The 20,457-nt window shown below is 67.2% G+C and carries 18 protein-coding genes; 7 read left to right on the forward strand and 11 right to left on the reverse strand.

Annotated elements, in window-relative coordinates:
• Positions 1-4: 4 nt before the first annotated feature.
• Positions 5-1,429, reverse strand: a complete 1,425-nt coding sequence (locus ABUA37_RS00555; RefSeq protein WP_349897153.1) for an NAD(P)/FAD-dependent oxidoreductase — start codon at positions 1,427-1,429, stop codon at positions 5-7.
• A 64-nt stretch (positions 1,430-1,493) separates the two neighbouring features.
• Positions 1,494-2,120, reverse strand: coding sequence for a mycothiol-dependent nitroreductase Rv2466c family protein (locus tag ABUA37_RS00560; protein ID WP_349897154.1), 627 nt, complete (start codon positions 2,118-2,120; stop codon positions 1,494-1,496).
• 177 nt (positions 2,121-2,297) lie between these two features.
• On the opposite strand from ABUA37_RS00560, the gene ABUA37_RS00565 reads away from it, so the two are divergent.
• The 6 genes from ABUA37_RS00565 (at position 2,298) to ABUA37_RS00590 (ending at position 8,912) form a co-directional block, all read left to right on the forward strand.
• The gene (locus tag ABUA37_RS00565; RefSeq protein WP_349897155.1) at positions 2,298-2,897 is read left to right on the forward strand and encodes a hypothetical protein; all 600 of its coding nucleotides are present in this window, start codon (positions 2,298-2,300) and stop codon (positions 2,895-2,897) included.
• Between the two features lie 71 nt (positions 2,898-2,968).
• On the forward strand, positions 2,969-5,530 hold the full coding sequence (gene pepN / locus ABUA37_RS00570) for an aminopeptidase N (protein WP_349897156.1): 2,562 nt from the start codon (positions 2,969-2,971) through the stop codon (positions 5,528-5,530).
• 141 nt (positions 5,531-5,671) lie between these two features.
• Entirely contained in the window at positions 5,672-6,586 is a 915-nt protein-coding gene (locus ABUA37_RS00575; protein ID WP_349897157.1) for an ABC transporter ATP-binding protein, read from the forward strand.
• Complete coding sequence (locus ABUA37_RS00580; protein ID WP_349897158.1) at positions 6,583-7,428, forward strand: ABC transporter permease subunit; 846 nt, start codon at positions 6,583-6,585, stop codon at positions 7,426-7,428. Before ABUA37_RS00575 ends, ABUA37_RS00580 begins: the two co-directional genes overlap by 4 nt.
• A gap of 66 nt (positions 7,429-7,494) precedes the next feature.
• Complete coding sequence (locus tag ABUA37_RS00585; protein WP_349897159.1) at positions 7,495-8,499, forward strand: mechanosensitive ion channel family protein; 1,005 nt, start codon at positions 7,495-7,497, stop codon at positions 8,497-8,499.
• Positions 8,496-8,912, forward strand: a complete 417-nt coding sequence (locus ABUA37_RS00590) for a globin (protein WP_349897160.1) — start codon at positions 8,496-8,498, stop codon at positions 8,910-8,912. Before ABUA37_RS00585 ends, ABUA37_RS00590 begins: the two co-directional genes overlap by 4 nt.
• Positions 8,913-8,958: 46 nt before the next feature.
• Here ABUA37_RS00590 and ABUA37_RS00595 read toward each other — a convergent pair whose 3' ends face one another.
• The 9 genes from ABUA37_RS00595 to hutH all read right to left on the reverse strand — a co-directional run bounded on the left by ABUA37_RS00595 (position 8,959) and on the right by hutH (position 19,722).
• Positions 8,959-9,672, reverse strand: a complete 714-nt coding sequence (locus tag ABUA37_RS00595) for an ABC transporter ATP-binding protein (protein WP_349897161.1) — start codon at positions 9,670-9,672, stop codon at positions 8,959-8,961.
• Complete coding sequence (locus ABUA37_RS00600; RefSeq protein ID WP_349897162.1) at positions 9,659-10,558, reverse strand: ABC transporter ATP-binding protein; 900 nt, start codon at positions 10,556-10,558, stop codon at positions 9,659-9,661. Before ABUA37_RS00600 ends, ABUA37_RS00595 begins: the two co-directional genes overlap by 14 nt.
• Entirely contained in the window at positions 10,555-11,757 is a 1,203-nt protein-coding gene (locus tag ABUA37_RS00605) for a branched-chain amino acid ABC transporter permease (protein WP_349897163.1), read from the reverse strand. Before ABUA37_RS00605 ends, ABUA37_RS00600 begins: the two co-directional genes overlap by 4 nt.
• A complete protein-coding gene (locus tag ABUA37_RS00610) occupies positions 11,754-12,764 on the reverse strand; it encodes a branched-chain amino acid ABC transporter permease (RefSeq protein ID WP_349897164.1) in 1,011 nt (336 codons plus the stop codon). The genes ABUA37_RS00605 and ABUA37_RS00610 overlap by 4 nt, the downstream gene beginning before the upstream one ends.
• A gap of 126 nt (positions 12,765-12,890) precedes the next feature.
• A complete protein-coding gene (locus ABUA37_RS00615; RefSeq protein ID WP_349897165.1) occupies positions 12,891-14,111 on the reverse strand; it encodes a branched-chain amino acid ABC transporter substrate-binding protein in 1,221 nt (406 codons plus the stop codon).
• A 142-nt stretch (positions 14,112-14,253) separates the two neighbouring features.
• A complete protein-coding gene (gene hutI / locus ABUA37_RS00620) occupies positions 14,254-15,474 on the reverse strand; it encodes an imidazolonepropionase (RefSeq protein WP_349897166.1) in 1,221 nt (406 codons plus the stop codon).
• On the reverse strand, positions 15,471-16,394 hold the full coding sequence (locus ABUA37_RS00625) for an arginase family protein (RefSeq protein WP_349897167.1): 924 nt from the start codon (positions 16,392-16,394) through the stop codon (positions 15,471-15,473). The genes hutI and ABUA37_RS00625 overlap by 4 nt, the downstream gene beginning before the upstream one ends.
• Positions 16,391-18,052: a urocanate hydratase gene (gene hutU, locus ABUA37_RS00630; protein WP_349897168.1), complete on the reverse strand. Its 1,662-nt coding sequence runs from the start codon at positions 18,050-18,052 to the stop codon at positions 16,391-16,393. Before hutU ends, ABUA37_RS00625 begins: the two co-directional genes overlap by 4 nt.
• Positions 18,049-19,722, reverse strand: coding sequence for a histidine ammonia-lyase (hutH, locus tag ABUA37_RS00635; RefSeq protein ID WP_407075338.1), 1,674 nt, complete (start codon positions 19,720-19,722; stop codon positions 18,049-18,051). The genes hutU and hutH overlap by 4 nt, the downstream gene beginning before the upstream one ends.
• Here hutH and ABUA37_RS00640 point away from each other — a divergent pair.
• Entirely contained in the window at positions 19,685-20,452 is a 768-nt protein-coding gene (locus ABUA37_RS00640; RefSeq protein ID WP_349897170.1) for an IclR family transcriptional regulator, read from the forward strand. The two genes, hutH and ABUA37_RS00640, sit on opposite strands and share 38 nt — an antisense overlap.
• Positions 20,453-20,457 lie beyond the last annotated feature (5 nt).

The raw sequence follows: 20,457 nt of genomic DNA on the forward strand, positions 1-20,457 counted from the left end.
CGGGTCAGGAATCGAAGCCGAGGCCGACCGCATCCAGTGTCTTGAGCAGCAGGTTGCGCCTGCCCTCGTTGTGATCGGCTCGATCGAGGGCCCAGCGCGAGGCCTGCACACCGGCGTAGGTGGCGGGCTCGGGTGGGAACGGAAGTGGCATCGAGCGCACCATCTCGAGGCTCGTGCGCTCGGTCTCCTCCCCCGCGAGATGGTCGAGCATGACACTGGCAGCGAACCGCGTCGCCGCGACGCCGAGCCCGGTGAACCCCGCGGCGTACGCGACCCGGCCCTGCCGCGCCCGGCCGAAGAAGGCGCAGAAGCGACTCGAGGTGTCGATGACGCCGGCCCAACGGTGCGTGAAACGGACGCCCTCGAGCTGCGGAAAGGTCGTGAAGAAGTGGCTCGCGAGCTTCTGGAACGTCTGTGGTCGGTCCTCATACCGGCGACGGATGCGACCGCCGTAGTGATAGATCGCATCGTAGCCGCCCCAGAGGATGCGATTGTCTGCGCTCAGCCGGTAGTAGTGGAACTGGTTACCGAGATCGGAGACGCCCTGCCGGTTCGTCCACCCGATGCTCGCGAGCTGTGCGTCGCTCAGCGGCTCCGTCATGAGCACGTAGTCGTAGACCGGAACGGTGTGCAGCCGGTAGCGCTTGAGCAGAGACGGGAAGGCATTCGTGGCGAGGGCCACTCGGTCTGCGGCCACGAAACCGGCCGCCGTGAGCACCGTGACCGGCCCGCCTCGAACCTCGCTATCGAGGGCGGTCACCGGCGAATGCTCAAGGATCTCGACGCCGGCATCGAGGCAGGCGCGAGCGAGTTCCATCGCGAGCTTTGCGGGGTGCACCATGGCCGTTGCCCGAGTACTCCAGAGCCCGCCGAGGTAGGTAGGCGAATCGACTTGCGTGCGCATCGCCTCGGCGTCGAAGAAGAGCTCGGTGGCGCCGTCGTGGGCCTCGCGCAGCTCCGCTATCTGGTAGTCCTCGGTGGCCACGGCGAGGGAGCCGGTGCGCTCGAAGTCGCAGTCGAGAGCGAGATCGCGCACCGTCGCCTCGATCTCGTCGAGGTTCTGCTGGCCCAGGCGATCGAGCTGTTCGAGTTCGCGCGGGAAGCGGCTTCGACCGTTCGGCTCGCCGTGCGTGAGCGTGGACTCGCAGAATCCGCCGTTGCGACCGGATGCCGCCCAGCCGATGGTCTTCGCCTCCAGGATGACGACCCGGGCATCCGGGTCACGCTGCTTCGCCTGCAGCGCCGTCCACAGTCCCGCATAGCCGCCGCCCACCACGACGAGCTCGGCACTCCTGCTGCCCGTGAGCCGCGGAAAGGACGACCGACTCGGCAGGTCATCGAGCCAGAACGGCGTGAGCCGAGCGCCACGCAACGAGGAACTGATGACGCGCGGGTCGGGACTCGAACGCTCGAAAACGGTGGTTGCCACGGCACCACACTAGCTAAATCAGTTGTGAAAAGCCCGCGTCAGCGCGGAATCCGTCGTCACTTGATCAGTCGAAGATCGGTTCCCTCGTGCGCGAACGCTTGAGTTCGAAGAAGCCGTCGTAGCCGGCGAGCGCGAGGGTGCCGTCCCACAGCGCAACGGCCTGCTCACCACGCGGCGTCGGGGACATGACCGGGCCGAAGAACGCCGCATCGCCGACCGCGATCACGGGAGTGCCGACATCCTGCCCCACCCTGCCGATGCCGTCGAAGTGCGAGGCTCGCATCTGCTCATCGAACTCCTCCGAGTCGGCGTAGCGGGCAAGCTCCTGCGGGAGACCGACTTCGGCGAGCGCCTCGTCGATGATGGCCTCGACATCCTTTCGGTGCCCCGGATGGATGCGCGTGCCCAGCGCATCGTAGAGCGGCTTCACATACTGCTGGCCGTGCAGCTCGCGAACGGCGGACACGAGACGCGTGTAGCGCAACGCCCTGGGGAAGAACGAGCGATACTCCTCGCTCACGTCGGTGTTCTCGTTGAGCACCGCGAGGCTCATCACGTGCCAGGTGACATCGAGCCGCCGGTGCTTCGCGACCTCGTCCACCCAGCGGCTCGTCATCCAGGCCCAGGGACAGGAGGGATCGAACCAGAAATCGACGGCGGTTGACGCGGGCTGAACGGATACATCACTCATATCCCCAGCAAACCACAGCGCTCTGACCGATATTCCGCTCTGGCCTAAGCCTGCAAGTCGGAGCAGACTGGAAGAAGAGACTCTCTGGAGGCCACAATGCCGAAAAGCGATTCAGCCGTTCTCATGCCGGTGCTCTCCGCGGGCAGACACCGAAGCCCGAGGCAGGGTGCCTGCTTCATGGAATTCGCCTCCTGGCTCGCTGGCGAGCGCTGGAGCGATCATCCCTCCTGCACGAACCCCGCCCTCGCGTCACTCGCGAGACTCGTGAATGACTGCACCTCCGATCGCGAGCGCGGACGGCTGGTCGAACTCATTCCCTCGGTGATCGGGCTCGTGGATGACGACCCGCTGACGACGGTGTTGGTCGCGGTTCGCGCCGCGAGCGCCGCCGTCGCGGTCGCCTGCGAGGACCGCCAGCGCGCGCTCGCGACCGGGCTCTTGTGCTTCGAGCGTTACCTCGGCACCAGTTCAGACCCCATCGCGAATCGTGCCCTTCGGCTCATCGAGACGGGACTCGCGAGCGCACCGGCCGCCGCCCTCTGGGCCCAGGAGTTCTCACGGGGCGAAGCCGTGCCGCGCACCCGCGACCTCCCGCGCATCTGCGAGGCGGCCCTCCGGGTCTCGGTCGTCGGCATCGCCGAGGCCTGCATCGAGGACGCGGACGGGACGCTGCGCGAGCTGCTCATCCGGGCGATCGCCGACCTCAGTACCTCTTCGCATCGCTCGCACCGCCCGATCGACCACGAGTTCGCACGCACCCTGTTGCAGCCCGCCTGAGCCGCCGCCCAACTTCGCGCTACTAGGCTGGATTCGGGACACAATCCAGTCAGCGAAGAAGGAGCAAAACCGTGCCAGGAGAGAACCTCACCAGGGTCGAAGCGCAGGAGCGTAAAGCACTCGTCTCGGTCTCAAGCTACGACGTGACGCTCGACCTCACCACGGGTGAGGAGACCTTCCTCAGCACGACGGTGGTGGCCTTCTCGGCCACGGCAGGCGCATCCACCTTCATCGACGCCTTCACCCGCACGGTTCGCTCCGTTAACCTCAACGGCGTCGAACTCGATGCCGCGTCCGTGAGCGACGGCGTGCGCATCCAGCTCGACGGACTGGCCGATGACAACGTGCTCACGGTGGTCGCGGATGTCGCATACACGAACACGGGCGAGGGCCTGCACCGCTTCGTCGACCCGGTCGACGGCGAGGTGTATCTCTACAGCCAGTTCGAGGTGCCGGATTCCCGCCGCGTCTTCGCCGTGTTCGAGCAGCCCGACCTCAAGGCGCGCTTCACCTTCACGGTGACCGCACCCAGCGAGTGGGCGGTCGTGAGCAACTCGCCAACCCCCCAGCCGGAGATAGTGGACGGGCGGCGCTCGACCTGGCGTTTCGCGCCCACTCCGGTGCTGTCGAGCTACGTGACCGCGCTCATCGCAGGACCGTACGCCGTCGTGCGCGACGAGCTGACGAGCCGCGACGGCCGCGTGATTCCACTCGCGATCTACGCGCGCAAGTCGCTCAGCCAGTACCTCGATGCCGACTACATCTTCGAGAAGACCCGTCAGGGCTTCGCCTACTACGAGGAGAAGTTCGACCACCCGTACCCCTTCGAGAAGTACGACCAGTTGTTCGTGCCCGAGTTCAACGCGGGCGCGATGGAGAACGCCGGCGCGGTCACCTTCACCGAAACCTACGTGTTCCGCTCCAAGGTGACCGACGCCATCAAGGAGCGCCGCGTCGTCACGATCCTGCACGAGCTCGCCCACATGTGGTTCGGCGACCTCGTCACCATGAAGTGGTGGAACGACCTGTGGCTGAACGAGTCGTTCGCCGAGTGGGCGTCCACGATCGCGACCGCAGAGGCCACGGAGTGGACCGAGGCCTGGACGACCTTCCAGGCGATGGAGAAGAGCTGGGCATACCGGCAGGACCAGCTCCCGTCGACGCATCCGGTGGTTGCCACCATCAACGACCTCGAGGATGTTCAGGTCAACTTCGACGGGATCACCTACGCCAAGGGTGGCTCGGTCCTCAAGCAGCTGGTGGCCTGGGTGGGGCGCGACGCCTTCTTCACCGGCGTCGCCGCGTACCTCAACAAGCACGCCTGGGGCAACGCCGAGCTCGCGGACCTGCTCGAGGAGCTGGAGAAGGCCAGCGGGCGCGACCTCACGAGCTGGGCCAAGCTCTGGCTCGAGACCGCGGGTGTAAACACGCTGCGACCGCACATCGAGACCGACGACTCCGGCGTCATCACCTCCTTCACCGTGTTGCAGAGCGCGCCGGAGGACTACCCGACCATCCGTCCGCATCGCCTCGCCATCGGCTTCTACGATCTGGATGGCGGCCGGCTCACGCGCAGTCACCGGATCGAGGTCGACATCGACGGTGAGTCGAGCGAGATTGCCGAGCTCGTCGGCCTGAAGAAGCCCTCGCTCGTGCTCATCAACGACGACGACCTCGCCTACGCGAAGATCCGGCTCGACGCGGATTCGCTCGCCGTGGCGATCGAGAACCTCGCGGGCATCGAGAACCCGCTGGCCCGCTCGCTCGTCTGGGGCGCGGCGTGGGACGCGACGCGCGACGCGGAGATGCCCGCGAGCGACTATGTGCGGCTCGTGCTGAGCAATATCGCCTCGGAGACCGAGAGCACCACGATCCGCACCACCCTTGCGCAGCTCGGCACAACGATCCGCTTCTACGTGACTCCGGCCTCGCGTGCGCAGGCGGTTGCGCAGGTCGGTGATGCGCTCTGGGCCCTGGCCCAGGATGCCGCCCCCGGCTCCGACGCACAGTTCCAGTTCGTGAAGTACTTCGCGAACCTCGCGTCCACTCCGGCACACGTGGACGCCCTGCGCGGCCTGCGCGATGGCTCGGCGGGCCTGCCGGGCCTCACGATCGACACCGACCTCGGCTGGGAACTGCTCGAGGGCCTCGTGCTGAACGGTGCGGCGGGCCAGGCCGAGATCGATGCGGCCCTTGCAGCCGACAACACGGCCAACGGGCAGCAGGCGGCAGCTCGCGCCGCGGCCACGATCCCGACCGAGGCGGGCAAGCTCGCCGCCTTCGATTCGGTGGTCGACCCCGGCGGCGACCGCGCTGGCGCCGAATTGTCGAACGCGATAGTGCGCGCCACGACGGTCGGATTCCAGCACACCAATGACCCGTCCGTCCTCGGCGCCGTGGTCGACCGCTATTTCTCGAGCCTCATCGGGATCTGGGAGAGCCGCAGCTACCACATCGCGGAAACCCTCGTGGTTGGGCTGTATCCGGCACCGCTGGCCTCCGAGGGACTGCGGGACGCCACCGAGGCGTGGCTCGACGCAAACCCCGGCATCCCCGCTCTGCGCCGGCTCGTCACCGAGAACCTCGCCGGCGTCATCCGTGCGTTGAAGGTGCAGGCCCGCGACGCCGAGTGAGTTTCGGGGCCAATCCGTCCGCACCGGGTCGCTGCGTCGGCCCAAGTGAGCCGGGTTGGCCCTTGTGCCCACCGAAGTACATCGACCGGATGATTTTTCGTGAGGGGCCGCCAACTAGGCTGAAGGCATGAGGATGACTTCGTGATCGAGGCGACCAACCTGACGAAGCGCTACGGCGGTAAGACGGCGGTGAACGATGTCTCGTTCACGGTGCAACCGGGCCTAGTCACCGGCTTTCTCGGCCCCAACGGCGCCGGCAAGTCGACCACCATGCGGCTCATCGTCGGTCTCGACCGGCCGAGCGCCGGCACGGTGACCGTGAACGGGGCCGATTATCGCACCCTGCGGGCACCGCTTCGCGAGGTGGGCGTGCTGCTCGATGCGAAGGCCGTGCACACCGGCAGGAGCGCTCGCGGGCACCTCCTGGCGATCGCGGCGACCCACGGCATCCGCAAGGCCCGCGTCGACGAGGTGATCGAGCTCACGGGCCTCGCCTCCGTCGCACGCAAGCGCGTCGGCGGCTTCTCCCTCGGCATGGGCCAGCGGCTCGGCATCGCCGCGGCGCTCCTCGGCGACCCGGCCACGCTCATCCTCGACGAACCGGTCAACGGGCTCGACCCCGAGGGCGTGATCTGGGTGCGCAATCTCGCCAGGCACCTCGCCAGGGAGGGCCGAACGGTCTTTCTGTCCTCGCACCTCATGAGCGAGATGGCCCAGACCGCAGACCACATCATCGTGCTCGGGCGCGGGCGCGTGATCGCCGACGCTCCCGTGGCGGACATTCTCGCGCTCGCCAGTGGTTCTGCTGTGAGAGTGCGAACGCCGGATGCCGACCGCTTCGCGACCCTGCTCGCGAGCGCCGGGCAGGTCACCAGGCCCGAACCGGACCTCCTCACGGTGAGCGGGCTGACCGCCGCGCGCATCGGGGAACTCGCGAGTCAGGAACGCGTGGTGCTGCACGAGCTCTCCCCCGTCACCGGGTCGCTCGAGGACGCCTACCTTGCCCTGACCCAGGACGAAGTCGAGTACCACGCCGGCGGAACGGACGCAGCATGACGAACACGGTCGACCAGCGCGCGCGGGCCGCCGCATCCGGACTCTCCTTTGGCGGCATCCTGCGCTCGGAATGGATCAAGCTGCGCACGCTTCGCTCCACAGTGTGGTGCTACGCGATCATCATCGTCGTGACCATCGGCTTCGGGCTCTTGGTCGCCGCGACGATGGCAGACAACGGTCAGACGACCCGGGCGAGCCAGCAGTCGGCCTGGTTGCAGGCGACAACGCTCGGCATCAGTTTCTCGCAGCTCGTCGTCGCGGTGCTCGGCGCGCTCGTCATCACGGGTGAATACGGCACCGGCATGATTCGCTCGACCCTCACCGCGGTTCCGCGGCGCGTGCCCGCGCTCGCTGCCAAGGCGATCGTTTTCGGCGTCGTGACCTTCGTGGTCTCGGCGCTCAGTCTCATCGTGACCGCACTGGTGACCGCTCCCCTGCTGTCGTCGAAGGGCATCGCGCCCGACCTCGGCGACGTCGACTTCTGGCTCGCGCTCCTCGGCGGTGCGGGATACCTCGCCCTGCTGGGTGTGCTGTCGCTCGCGATCGGCACGATCATCCGCAACAGTGCCGGAGGAATCGCCGCCTCGCTCGGCCTCATCCTCGTCGTGCCGCTGATCGTGCAGATCCTGGCCGCCATCACGCGAGCCGACTGGGCACAGAACATCGGAGCCTTCCTTCCGAGCGCCGCAGGCGGCCGGATGTATTCCTACGCTCCGAGCGCCGTGGGGGGCCCGGAGGGAGTCGTCTCGCTCGAGCCGTGGCAGGGCCTCATCGTTCTCGCCGTGTGGTTCCTCGTCATGTTCGTGATCGGCGCGGTGCTGCTCAAGCGTCGCGACGCCTAGGCGGCTGCCAGGGTGGCCGACGCGCTCGAGAATAGACTGGGGAGCGTGAACGAAAGCGAGCGCTAGATGAGCTGGACCGCGATCTGGGCCGCGATCGTCGGCTTCTTCTCCACCCCGCTGTGGACGAAGCTCTTCGCCGTCATCCTGATCGTCGTCATCACGCTGCTGCTGCGCTGGTTGCTGCACTTCGTGCTGCGCGCGATCGTCAACCGCATCGTGAGCGGTGTCAAGAAGAAGCAGGGCGCCGAAGACACCCAGGCGCTCCTGGTCTCGCCTCTCGCGGCCGTGCGCCTCGTGCAGCGCACCCGCACGCTCGGTTCCGTTCTCGGCAACATCGTCAACATCATCCTGTTCATCGTTGCCGTGCTGCTCATCGTCAACGCGATCGATACCACGATTCTCGGCTCGTTCGCACTGCTCACCGCCGCGCTCGGTGCTGGACTCGGCTTCGGGGCACAGAACATCGTCAAGGACGTGCTCAACGGCCTGTTCATGGTGGTCGAAGACCAGCTCGGCGTGGGAGACGTCGTCGACCTCGGCCCCGCCACGGGCATCGTCGAATCCGTCGGCATCCGCATCACCCAGGTGCGGGACGTGAACGGCACCCTGTGGTTCGTACGCAACGGCGAGATCCTGCGGGTCGGCAACATGTCGCAGGGCTGGGCCCGAGTGATCGTCGACCTCAGCGTTCCGTACGAGGTGGATGTCGACGCCGTGCAGGAGCGCATCCTCGCGACCGCACAGGAGCTCGCGCAGACGACGAAGTGGCGCAGCCGCATTGTCGAGAAGCCGGAGATCTGGGGGCTGGAGTCGATCTCGGCCGACGCCCTCGTTATCCGGCTGGCGATCAAGACCCGCTCGAGCTCGAAGGACGACGTGGCGAGGGAGCTGCGCATCCGCCTGAAGAAGAACCTCGACGCCATGGGCGTGCACCTGCCAGGGCTCAGCACCCCGGTGCTCGCCGGCTTCGAAGGCGCGGCGTCTGTGGCCGGCGCTCGGCCGCCGAAGACGAGGCCGCTGCCGGTCGCGAACGAGGCTCCGCACGCGCCGACCCAGAAGGGCAAGAAATGAGCGACGCCTTCCAGCCACGCACGGATGACGGGCAGGGCGCGTTCTACCTGCGCGTCGGTGGCCGTGCCGCATTCGAGAAACTTGTGCGGCTCTTCTACGACGGCGTGCGCGACGACGAGGTGCTCATGCCGATGTACCCGGAGCAGCCCGATCTCGAGGGGGCGATCCAGCGGCTCACCGGGTTCCTCGAGCAATACTGGGGCGGACCGACAACCTACAGCGAGACCCGCGGCCACCCGCGACTGCGGATGCGGCACCAGGCATTCAAGGTGAACCCGGATGCCCGGGACCGCTGGCTCGCGCACATGCGCGTCGCACTGGACCAGCTGGAGCTCTCACCGCTCGACGACGAGACCCTGTGGAACTACCTCGACCGGGCCGCGCACCTCATGGTGAACACCTTCGAGGAGTAGCGCGTTCCTGGGTTTCGATACGCTCGTGCCTCGCCACTGGGCCCACCTACCCCACACCGAGATAAGCCTCCTTGATCGCGGGGTTCGACATGAGCTCCCTGCCGGTGCCGCTGTGTGTGATCGTGCCGGTCTCCAGCACGAAGGCGCGGTGGGCGCGAGCGAGTGCCTGGTTGGCATTCTGCTCGACCAGGAGGATCGTTGTGCCCTGCTCGTTGATCTCCGAGATGATCTTGAAGATCTGTCTGATGAACTGAGGGGCGAGACCCATCGACGGCTCATCGAGCAGCAGGAGTCGCGGGTGCGACATGAGGGCGCGTCCGATGGCGAGCATCTGCTGCTCGCCGCCCGACATGGTGCCGCCCTGCTGCGTCTTGCGCTCGGCGAGCCGAGGGAACAGCGAGAACACGCGGTCGAAGTCGTCCGCCATGGAACTGCGGTCCTTGCGGCCGAAGGCTCCCATGTCGAGGTTCTCCATCACGGTCATGCCGGGGAAGATTCCGCGCCCTTCCGGCGCCTGCGAGATGCCTCGAACAACGCGGATGTGCGCCTTCACCTTCGTAATGTCTTCACCATCGAAGGTGATCGACCCACTCCTCGGGTTCAGCAGGCCGGAGATGGTCTTCATCGTCGTCGTCTTGCCCGCACCGTTCGCACCGATGAGCGAGACGATCTCGCCCTTCTCCACGGAGAAGGACATGTCGTGGATCGCTTCGATGCGCCCGTAGCTGACGCTGACATTCTTCAGTTCAAGCAACGTCATCTTCTGGCTCCCCGAGGTAGGCGGCAATGACCCGAGGGTCGTTACGAATGTCGGCTGGCAGGCCGTCGGCGAGCTTCTTGCCGAACTCCAACACCACGATGCGGTCGGTCACGCCCATGACGAGCTTCATGTCGTGTTCGATGAGAAGCACGGTGTAGCCGTCGTCCCTGATGGCCCGGATGAGCGTCATGAGCTCTTCCTTCTCGGCCGGGTTGAAACCAGCGGCGGGTTCGTCGAGGCAGAGCACCTTCGGGTCGGTCGCGAGTGCCCTGGCGATCTCGAGGCGCCGCTGGTGACCGTAGGAGAGGTTTCGCGAGAGCTTCGCCGCGTCATCCGCGATGCCGACGAACTCGAGCAGTGCCATGCCGCGCTCGATGGAGGACTTCTCCTCGCGCGTGTGCCGCGGCAGCCTCAGCAGGGCACCGACGACGCTCGTCCTGTGTCTGGCATCCAGACCGACAACGACGTTCTCGAGCGCCGTCATCTCGCCGAACAGGCGGATGTTCTGGAACGTCCTGGCGAGGCCGAGGCGAGTGATGTGGTGGCGCTTCCTGCCCCCGATGTCTGCGCCCTCGAGCAGCACCTTGCCGCTCGTGGGCTTGTAGACGCCGGTCATGGCGTTGAAGCACGTGGTCTTTCCCGCGCCGTTCGGGCCGATCAGGCCGAGGATCTCGCCACGCTTGATCGTGAATGTCACGTCGTCGAGCGCGACCAGGCCGCCGAACTTCACGGTGAGGTTCTGCACCTCGATGAGGTTCTCGCCGACTTCGACGGCGATGTCGCGCTCGGGGGCGGCGCCCTCGGCTACCTCCTCGTCGATGTGCAACGCGGCAACGACAGCGGCGGGATCGTCGTCGTACTCTGACTCGCGAGCGTCGTCACTCATTCCGCACCTCCCTTTTCATCGAGCTGACTCTGCCCGGGCGAGCCCGGACTGTCCGTCGCTCGACCGCCCAGTTTGTTGTACGCGAGCCTGCCGTAGGCGAGCAATCGCTGGCGCGCGGGAAGAAGTCCCTGGGGGCGGAAGATCATGAGCACCACGAGCGCGAGACCGAAGATGAGGTACTTGTACGGCGCGATCTCGATGAAGCGCAGCGGGATGTACACGACGAGCACCGCTCCGATGATCGCACCGACCTTGTTGCCCGAACCGCCGAGGATGACCGCGGCGAGGAACAGGATCGAGGTCACGACGTCGAACTTCTGGTTGTTCACGAAGCCCTGCGAACCCGCGTAGAGGGCGCCGGAGAGTCCGCCGACGCCCGCGCCGATCGCGAAGGCCCAGACCTTGTACTTGAAGACGGGAACGCCCATGATTTCGGCGGCGTCCTCATCCTCACGGATGGCGACCCAGGCACGACCGACTCGGCTGCGCTCCAGGTTTCCCGCGAGCAGCAGCACGATGATGATGATCGTCAGCGTGAGCCAGTACCAGGGCGTGCCGTTGGAGTTCGAGAACACGGGAACACCATTGGCGCCGGTTCCCGGCGGGTGGCCGATGTTCTGGAATCCGGGCTGCCCCTTCATCGCCGGGATGATGGTGGCGAGGATGCGCACGATCTCCCCGAATCCGAGGGTCACGATGGCGAGGTAGTCACCGCGCAGCCGCAGGGTAGGAGTACCGAGCAGCACGCCGAAGAACATTGTCACGGCCATCGCCACGGGGATGGTCCAGAGGTACGGGATGTGCAGGAACGGTGAGTCGGGACTCGTCAGCATCGCCGCGGTGTAAGCCCCGACCGCGTAGAAAGCGACGTAGCCGAGGTCGAGCAGTCCGGCGTAGCCGACCACGACGTTGAGGCCGACGGCGGCGAGGGCGAACACCGCCATTTGCAGACAGGCGATCGGCCAGTCGGTGCCGGGCTCGGTGGTGATGAAGGGTGGGTTCACCACCGGGAGCAGGTAGGCAAGCACGACGACGATCACGAGGTAGGCCCACTGCTGAACGCGCGGAAGCCTGTTCCACCAGTCACGCACGGGCTGCGGGCGGTTGCCGCGCTTCTTGCCCCTGTCGGTCTCGCGGTCGATCGCGTCCTTCGCGGATTCGGCGTCGGGCATCAGGGTAGGTCCGTCGACGGTGCTCATGCCCTGCTCCTCTCCAGTGAGGTTCCGAGTATGCCGGTGGGCTTCACGATGAGAACCACCACCAGCACGATGAAGGCGACGACATCCGTCCACTGCGAATTGCCGAGCAGGATCTGGCCGTAGTTGCCGATCAGGCCGAGCAGCAGGCCGCCGAGGAGTGCTCCTCGCACGTTGCCGATGCCGCCGAGCACCGCGGCCGCGAAGGCCTTGATACCGAGGATGAATCCGCCGGTGTAGAAGACGCCGGAGGGGATCTTCATGACGTAGAACAGCGCGGCCGCGCCGGCGAGGAGGCCACCGATCACGAAGGTGATCACGATGATGCGCTCCTTGTTGACGCCCATGAGCGTCGCGGTATCCGGGTCTTGCGCGACGGCGCGGATGCCGCGGCCGATGCGCGAGCGGCGGATGAACTGGTCTGCACCGACCATCATGATGACGGCCGCGACAACGATGATGATCTGCTGGCTGTCGACGATGGTGCCGAAGACGTCGAAGACGGGAACCGGCTGGAACATCGTCACGGCCGGCTCGGGATTCGCGCCGCGGACGACGAAGATCGTGTACTGGATGGCGAAGGATGCGCCGATGGCCGTGATCAGGAACGCGAGTCGCGGAGGATTGCGTTTGCGCAGCGGACGGTAGGCGAGCCGCTCCAGGCCGTATGCGGTCAACGCCGAACAGAGCATGCCGACGATGAGCGCCAGCAGCACGTCGCCGAGGATGGCCCAGCCGGAGATCGTGGGGTTCGAGGGACCGAAGCCCAGGGAGGTGAGGGTGAAGACCACACCGTAGCAACCGAGGATGAACACCTCTGAGTGTGCGAAGTTGATGAGGTTGAGCACGCCGTAGACGAGCGTGTAACCGAGCGCTACGAGCCCGTAGATCGCTCCGAAGGTGAGGCCGTCAAAGGTGGCGCTCCAGAAGTTCTGGATGAACGACGGTATGTCGAAGGTGATCCAGGTCGAGTCGTCGAGGGGCAGATGGGAAAGCAGCAGAGGGAGCATGGGCGTCCTGATCCGGGAAGCCGGGTTCGTCGCTGAACGAGGCTGGTGTCTATGAGGGGGTACACGCGCGAGTGTCGTGGGGCAGGATCTTGGTGACCTGCCCCACGACACTCACATGGTGATCAACTAACCGATCTGTCCGATGAAGACGATCTTTCCGCTGTCAACCTTGTAACCGTAGACCGCGGGCTTCGCGAGCTCGCCCTTGTCGTTCCACTTGTAGTGCTTGCTGAGGCCGTCGGCGTCGTAGGACTTGACGTAGCTCAGCAGGTCGGCGCGGGTGGTCTTGCCCTTGTCGATGCCCGAGAGCAGCACGGTTGCGGCGTCGTAACCCTCGATCGAGTACGTACCGGGGTCGGCGTTGAACGCTGCCTTGTACGCGGTCTCGAAGTCGGGGATCAACTCGCCCGGGATGCACGGGCAGGTGAAGTACGCGTTCTCAGACGCGTCACCGGCCTGCTTGATGAACTGGTCGTCCTTCACGCCATCCGGGCCGACGAAAGCACCCTTGAAGCCCTTGCTGACCAGCTGCTGGTCGAACGGAGCCGCTTCGGCGTAGTAGCCGGCGTAGTACACGGCGTCGGCCTTCGAGTTGATGATCTTGGAGATCACCGCTGAGAAGTCCTTCTGGCCGGTGATGACCTTGTCACTGCCGACCTGCGTCTTGCCGAGCGCCGCACTGGTCGCGTCGCCGAGGCCGATGCCGTACTCCGAGTCGTCCTGAACCAGGTAGACCTTGTCGGCCTTCAGCTTCGAGGTGACGAAGTCACCGGCGGCGGGACCTTGCTGGCTGTCGTTGCCGAGGCCGCGGAAGAAGGTCTTCCAGCCGTTCTCGGTCAGCGACGGGTTGGTCGCGGACGGCGTGATGTGAACGAGACCCTTCTGCTCGAAGATGTTGCCAGTCGCCTTCGACTCGCCCGAGAACGGAAGTCCAACCACACCAATGATGGCCGGCGTGTTGACCGCCTGCGTCACCGGACCGGTCGCCTTGTCGGGCGAACCCTCGGTGTCGAACTTGGTGAACTGCACCTGGCATCCGGCGTTCGCCTTGTTGTGCTGGTCGATGGCCAGCTGGATGCCGTTGTAGATGTTGATACCGAGCTGAGCGTTCGGTCCGGTTTCTGCGCCGATGTAGCCGAGCGTGGTGCCCGAGTCGCAGGTTGCCTTGCCGTCGCCCGCCGGGAGCACCGCGTTGGCGGGAACCGGAACCGAGGTGACGACCGGGAGGTCGACCTTCTTGGTCGTCGTGCCACCGTTGCCGGTCGATGAGGGCTGGTTTGCACAACCCGTCATCAACATTCCCAGGGTGGCGGCCACGGCCAGGCCAGCCATAATTCGTTTGTTCATGTAATTCGATCCTGCCTTCCATGCTGTAACGCGGCGAGTCCGCAAACCTGCAGACCGGCTCTTCGCGAATGGTGACCCGATACTACCCCGCGGCTTCACTGCCTGTCGTGCACTCGGCCGCGAGGTAATGTCTTCGAAATGATCACTGCGGTGTGACGTCCTCGCTCTCTCGTGGTGAATCGGGTGAGGAGACGGCTTCGAGCGAAGCATCGTCGGAAGAGATCACGGCCCGCACAAGCGGCACTCCGGGACGATAGGCCAGGTGTACGTAGCTCGGCGCATCGAGGATGGCCAGGTCGGCTCGTTTGCCCACCGCGAGGACGCCGATGTCGGTTCTGCGCAGCGCAGCGGCGCCGCCCGCCGTGGCCGCCCAGAGGGCCTCCGCGGGGCTCATCCGCATGTTCCGCACGGCGACCGCGATGCAGAACGGCATCGAGGTCGTGTAGCTGGAGCCGGGGTTGCAATCGGTGGCGATGGCCATGGTGACGCCCGCATCGAGGAGCCTGCGCGCATCCAGGTAGCGCTGCCTGGTGGAGAATTCGGCTCCTGGCAGCGCCGTGGCGACAGTGCAGCCCGAGGCGAGTGCGTCGACGTCACCATCGCTCAGGAAGGTGCAGTGGTCGACGCTGGCGGCTTGGAGCTCGACCGCGAGCTGTACGCCGCCGGAGACGGTCAGCTGGCCGGCGTGCAGACGCGCACCGAGGCCCTTCGCCACGCCCGCGACGAGGATGGCCCTGGCCTGGTCGACGTCGAAGGCACCACCCTCACAGAACGCGTCGATCCAGCGCGCGTGTGGTGCACACGCGGCGAGCATGGGCCCAGTGACGAGGTCGACATACCCGGCCGGGTCCCCCGCGAACTCGGGTGGCACGACGTGAGCGCCCAGAAAGGTGGTCTCGCTCGTGAGCTGCCGCGCGATTCGGAGCTGGCGCTCCTCCTCGGCGACGGTGAGCCCGTAGCCGCTCTTGATCTCCACGGTGGTGGTTCCCTGAGCGCGCATCTCGGCGAGGAGCCGGCGTCCACCGGCGAGCAGGGCCTCGTCGCTCGCGGCGCGGGTCGCCGCGACCGTGCTGCGGATGCCGCCGGCGCCGTAGGAGTGGCCGGCCATCCGCTGCTCGAACTCCTCCGACCGCTCGCCCGCGAAGACGGCATGGCTGTGGCTGTCGACGAAGCCGGGGATGACGCAGCGGCCACCGGCGTCGGTTCTGCTGTCGGCATCCGGGGCATCGCGCGCGTCGCCGAGCCAGGCGATGCGGCCGTTCTCGATGACGATCGCCGCATCGCGCCGCTCTGCCGTGAGGGGGCCGACGGCGGGGTTGTTCGTGACGAGCAGGCCGATGTTGTCGATGAGGGTCGTGGTCACCGGCGTTCCCTCACTGCAGCGGCGAGTTCGAGCACGCACAGCGCCACGAGCCTGACCGTGCGGCCATCAGCACAGTCTTTGGACGCGTCGACCTCGGTGAGGTCCACGGACTCGACTGCCGGATGCGCTCCTGCGACTCTCGCGGCGCTGCGAAGCTCATAGGCGGAGATGCCGCCGGGGACGGCCGCGGGGCAGGCGGGCACGACGGAGCGGTCGCAGACATCCACGTCGAGATCGACATGGATCGGGCCGCCGGCGGCACCCGCGATCTCGAGCGCCTCTGCCATCACGTCGGCCATCGGCCTGCGGCTGAGCTCGTCCCGGTGGATCACGGTGATGCCGTAGTCGGCGGCGCGGGCGGCATACTCGGCGGAGTTGGCGAAATCCGCGATGCCGATCTGGACGATGCGCCTTCCGTCGAGGCCCGCCTCCACGAGCCTGCGCACCGGTGAGCCATTGCTGATGCCGTCCCGGAGATCGTGATGGGCGTCGACGGTGACGAGGCCCGCCGTGGCGAGGCGCTCTCCCCAGGTGCCGAGCGCGGCCGGGACGGTGGCGGCGTTGTCTCCGCCGACGGCGACGAGGAGCCTAGCGGTCGCCGCGGCTGCGCGCACGGCCGCGATTGCACGCGCCTCACCCTCGGGACCATCGGGATCGGTGACGTCTCCCCAGTCCGCCGCCACGAGGGGGCTCTGCGGTGCGGATGACGTCGCGGACCGGTCGGGCGATCGAGACTCGTTGTAGTAGCGGAGCGCCTCGCGGACCGCGGCCGGAGTGGAGCCTGTTCCGCCCGGGGTCAGTGAAGTGCGCCAGGTGGGGATGCCGATGAGGGCCAGATCGCGGCGCCCTTCGACAGGCTCAGGGAACGTAGGCGGCCAGTCGCCCGCGCGGGGCCAGAGCGGATCGTGGGAGAGCGTCACCGCTCCCCCTCGCGCATCGGGATGCGCACGCCGAGGCGGTCTGCCACCTCGATCGCCTCGTCGTAGCCCGCATCCGCGTGCCTGATGACGCCCATTCCCGGGTCGTTGCTGAGCACCCGGGCGAGCTTCTCGGCGGCGAGCGGCGTACCATCCGCGATAGTCACCTGGCCCGCGTGAATGGAGCGCCCGATGCCCACCCCTCCCCCGTGATGGATGGAGACCCAGGTGGCGCCGGACGAGGCGTTGACGAGGGCGTTGAGCAGCGGCCAGTCTGCGATCGCATCCGAACCGTCCTTCATCGCCTCGGTCTCCCGGTAGGGCGAGGCGACGGAGCCGGAGTCGAGGTGGTCGCGGCCAATGACGATAGGTGCCTTCAGCTCGCCCGAGGCGACCATCTCGTTGAACTTCAGCCCGGCGCGGTCGCGCTCGCCGTAGCCGAGCCAGCAGATGCGCGCGGGCAGGCCCTGGAAGTGCACACGCTCGCGCGCCATCCTGATCCACTTGGCGAGCGACTGGTTCTCGGGGAACAGCTCGAGAATGGCGCGATCGGTCGCGTAGATGTCCTCGGGGTCGCCGCTGAGTGCGGCCCAGCGGAACGGTCCCTTACCCTCGGAGAAGAGGGGGCGGATGTACGCGGGAACGAAGCCGGGGAACGCGAAGGCCCGCTCGAAGCCCGCGGTCTTGGCCTCCGTGCGGATGTTGTTGCCGTAGTCGAAAACCTCGGCACCGGCATCCTGGAAGCCGACCATCGCCTCCACCTGCACCGCCATCGACGAGCGGGACCGCTCGGCAAATCCGGTCGGATCGGCCTCGCGCGCCGAGTGCCAGTCCTCGAAGGCGATGCCGAGTGGCAGGTAGGCGAGAGGGTCGTGGGCGCTCGTCTGGTCGGTGACGATGTCGATCTCCGCGCCGCTCGCGAGCATCCGCGGGAACACGTCCGCCGCGTTGCCGAGCAGGCCGATCGAGAGGGCCTCCTTGCGATCGCGAGCAGCGTAGGCGAGCTCTAGCACGTGCTCGAGGGACGTCGCCTCGACGTCGAGATAGCGGTGCTCAATGCGGCGGTCTATGCGACTCTGGTCGACATCCACGCAGATCGCGACGCCGTCGTTCATCGTGACGGCGAGCGGCTGCGCGCCGCCCATGCCGCCGAGGCCGCCGGTGAGGGTGATCGTGCCGGCGAGGCTACCGCCGAACCGCTTGGTGGCCACCGCGGAGAAGGTCTCGTAGGTGCCCTGCAGGATGCCCTGGGTGCCGATGTAGATCCAGGATCCCGCGGTCATCTGCCCGTACATGGTGAGGCCGAGCTGGTCGAGTCTGCGGAACTCGTCCCAGTTGGCCCAGTCGCCGACGAGGTTCGAGTTTGCGATGAGCACGCGCGGTGCCCACTCGTGGGTGCGCATGACGCCGACGGGCTTGCCCGACTGCACGAGCAGGGTCTCGTCGCCCTTGAGCGTGGTGAGCGAGCGCGTGATCGCGTCGAAGCTCTCCCAGTTGCGGGCGGCCTTGCCCGTGCCGCCGTAGACGACGAGGTCGTCCGGATGCTCGGCGACCTCGGGGTCGAGGTTGTTCTGCAGCATCCTGAGCGCGGCCTCCTGCGGCCAGCCGAGCGTGTGAAGCTCACTGCCACGGAAGGCACGCACCGGCCTCGGTTCACTCATCTCAGTTCTCCCCCTGCGTCTCTCACCGCGGATGCCGCAGCCGCCAGCAGCGATCCATCCAGCACCATGCGGTGTGCGGCAGCGATCTCGGGCGCCAGGTACCGGTCGGTCCCCGGGCCCTCGACCTCCTCGCGCAGCCGGTCTCGCACCGCGGCGGACACCGACGACGGCTGCACCGGAGCGCGCAGGTCCATCGCCCGCGCCGAGGTGAGCAGTTCGATCGCGATGACTCGGCCGAGACCATCGATGGCGCGGCGCAGCTTGCGGGCGGCGTTCCAGCCCATCGACACGTGGTCCTCCTGCATGGCGGAGGACGGGATCGAGTCGACGCTCGCCGGCGCCGCGAGCCGCTTGAGCTCGCTCACGATGCCGGCCTGCGTGTACTGGGCGATCATGTGGCCCGAGTCGACGCCGGGGTCGTCGGCGAGGAACGCGTTCAGTCCGTGGTTGCGGTTCGCGTCGAGGAAGCGGTCGGTGCGCCGCTCGCTCATGCTCGCGAGGTCGGCCACAACGATGGCGAGGAAGTCGAGAACGTAGGCGACCGGGGCGCCATGGAAGTTGCCATTGGACTCGACCCGGCCATCCGGCGTCACCACGGGGTTGTCGATCGCCGATGCCAGTTCGCGCGCGGCGACCGTGGCGGCGTGGTCAATCGTGTCGCGCACCGCACCGTGCACCTGGGGCGCGCAGCGCAGCGAGTACGCGTCCTGCACCCGGGTGAATCCCTGCGGGTGCGAGATCATCGGGGAACCCGCGAGCACGCCGCGCATGTTTGCCGCCGAGTCCGCCTGCCCCGGATGCGGACGCAGCGCCTGCAGGTCGGCCGCGAAGACGGCGTCGGTGCCGGTCAGTCCCTCGACGCTCATCGCCGCGGCGAGGTCGGCCGTGGTCACGAGCGCCCGCAGGTCGTCAATGGCGAGCACGAGCATGCCGAGCATGCCATCGGTCCCGTTGATGAGGGCGAGTCCCTCCTTCTCGCGCAGCTCCACCGGCGTGATGCCCGCTGCTGCGAGGGCGTCGGCGGCCGGTCGCAGCTCGCCGTCGGCATCCCGAACCTCGCCCTCGCCAATGAGCGCGAGTGCGCAGTGGGCCAGGGGCGCGAGATCACCCGAGCAGCCGAGGCTGCCGTACTCGTACACGACGGGGGTGATGCCGGCGTTCAGCATCGCGGCGTAGGTCTCGGCGACGAGCGGGCGCACGCCGGTGCGGCCGGTGGCGAGGGTCGACAGGCGCAAGAGAAGGAGGGCCCGGATGACCTCGCGTTCGACCTCGGGGCCGGAGCCCGCGGCGTGGCTTCGCACGAGCGAGCGCTGCAACTGGGCGCGAAGCTCGGTGGGGATCTGCTTCGTCGCGAGCGCGCCGAAGCCGGTGGACACCCCGTAGTGCGGAACGGTGTCGTCGGCAAGCGCCTCGATGACGCGGCGGCTCTCGACCATGGCGACGACGCTCTCTTGGCTCACGGCGACGGATGCACCGCGGCGAGCGACGGCGACGACCTCTTCGAAACGGAGGGCACCTGTGCCAAGGACGACGTTATCCACACCATCATTAGACCGGCACGCGCGGCCCGCACGGGCCCGTTTCGGCGATATGGTGTCTGGGATACGAGACACTATGGAAAGGGGGCCGCCGGTGAGTTCGGTGCCGGCGGCGCGCGAGGCGCTTCGCATCATCAAATACCTCGCGAGCCATAGCGGCCCCGTTCGTGCTGCAACCATCTGCCGCGACCTCGACCTGCCACGGTCGACCACCTACCACCTGCTCAAGGTGCTGCAGGAGGAGGGCTTCCTGCTGCACTCACCCGAGAATCAGGCCTACGTTCTCGGACCGCTGATCTCCGACATGGGTTCCTCGGTGCTGAGCTCGCAGGCGCTCGCACGGCTGGCCCAGCCGATGCTCGAGCGGCTCGTCGCAGAGACGCGGATGCCCGTCGTGGCGCATCTCGGAGTCCTCAACCACTCCGACGTCGTCTACGCCTCGAAGGTCTCCGCGCATCGGGCGCCCGCGGTCGTCACGGCGATAGGCGTGAGGCTGCCCTCCCATCTCACCGCGACCGGTAGGTCGATGTTGTCGGCGCTTCCGGAGGCGCAGTTGCGCGCGCTCTACCCGGCAGCCAGTGCCCTTGTGCTGCGGGCGGGGCCCGGGCCGACCACGCTGGGGCAACTGGATGCCATCCTCGCCGAGTCGCGCGAGCGCGGCTGGGCGGTGGAAGACGGCGAGATCACGATCGAGTACGCCTCGGTCGCGGCCGCGGTACTCGACCACAATCGCTACCCCGCCGCATCCATCGGTCTGACCTTTCGCGGGGCCGCGGTCGATGCGCAGCAGCTGCGACGCCTGGGCGCGGCCACGGTCAACGCGGCCGCGGCGCTCAGCCAGCGCATCCGTGGCCGCATCTGAGCCGG

Source organism: Parafrigoribacterium soli, from assembly GCF_040227235.1.
Taxonomy (GTDB): domain Bacteria; phylum Actinomycetota; class Actinomycetes; order Actinomycetales; family Microbacteriaceae; genus Parafrigoribacterium_A; species Parafrigoribacterium_A soli.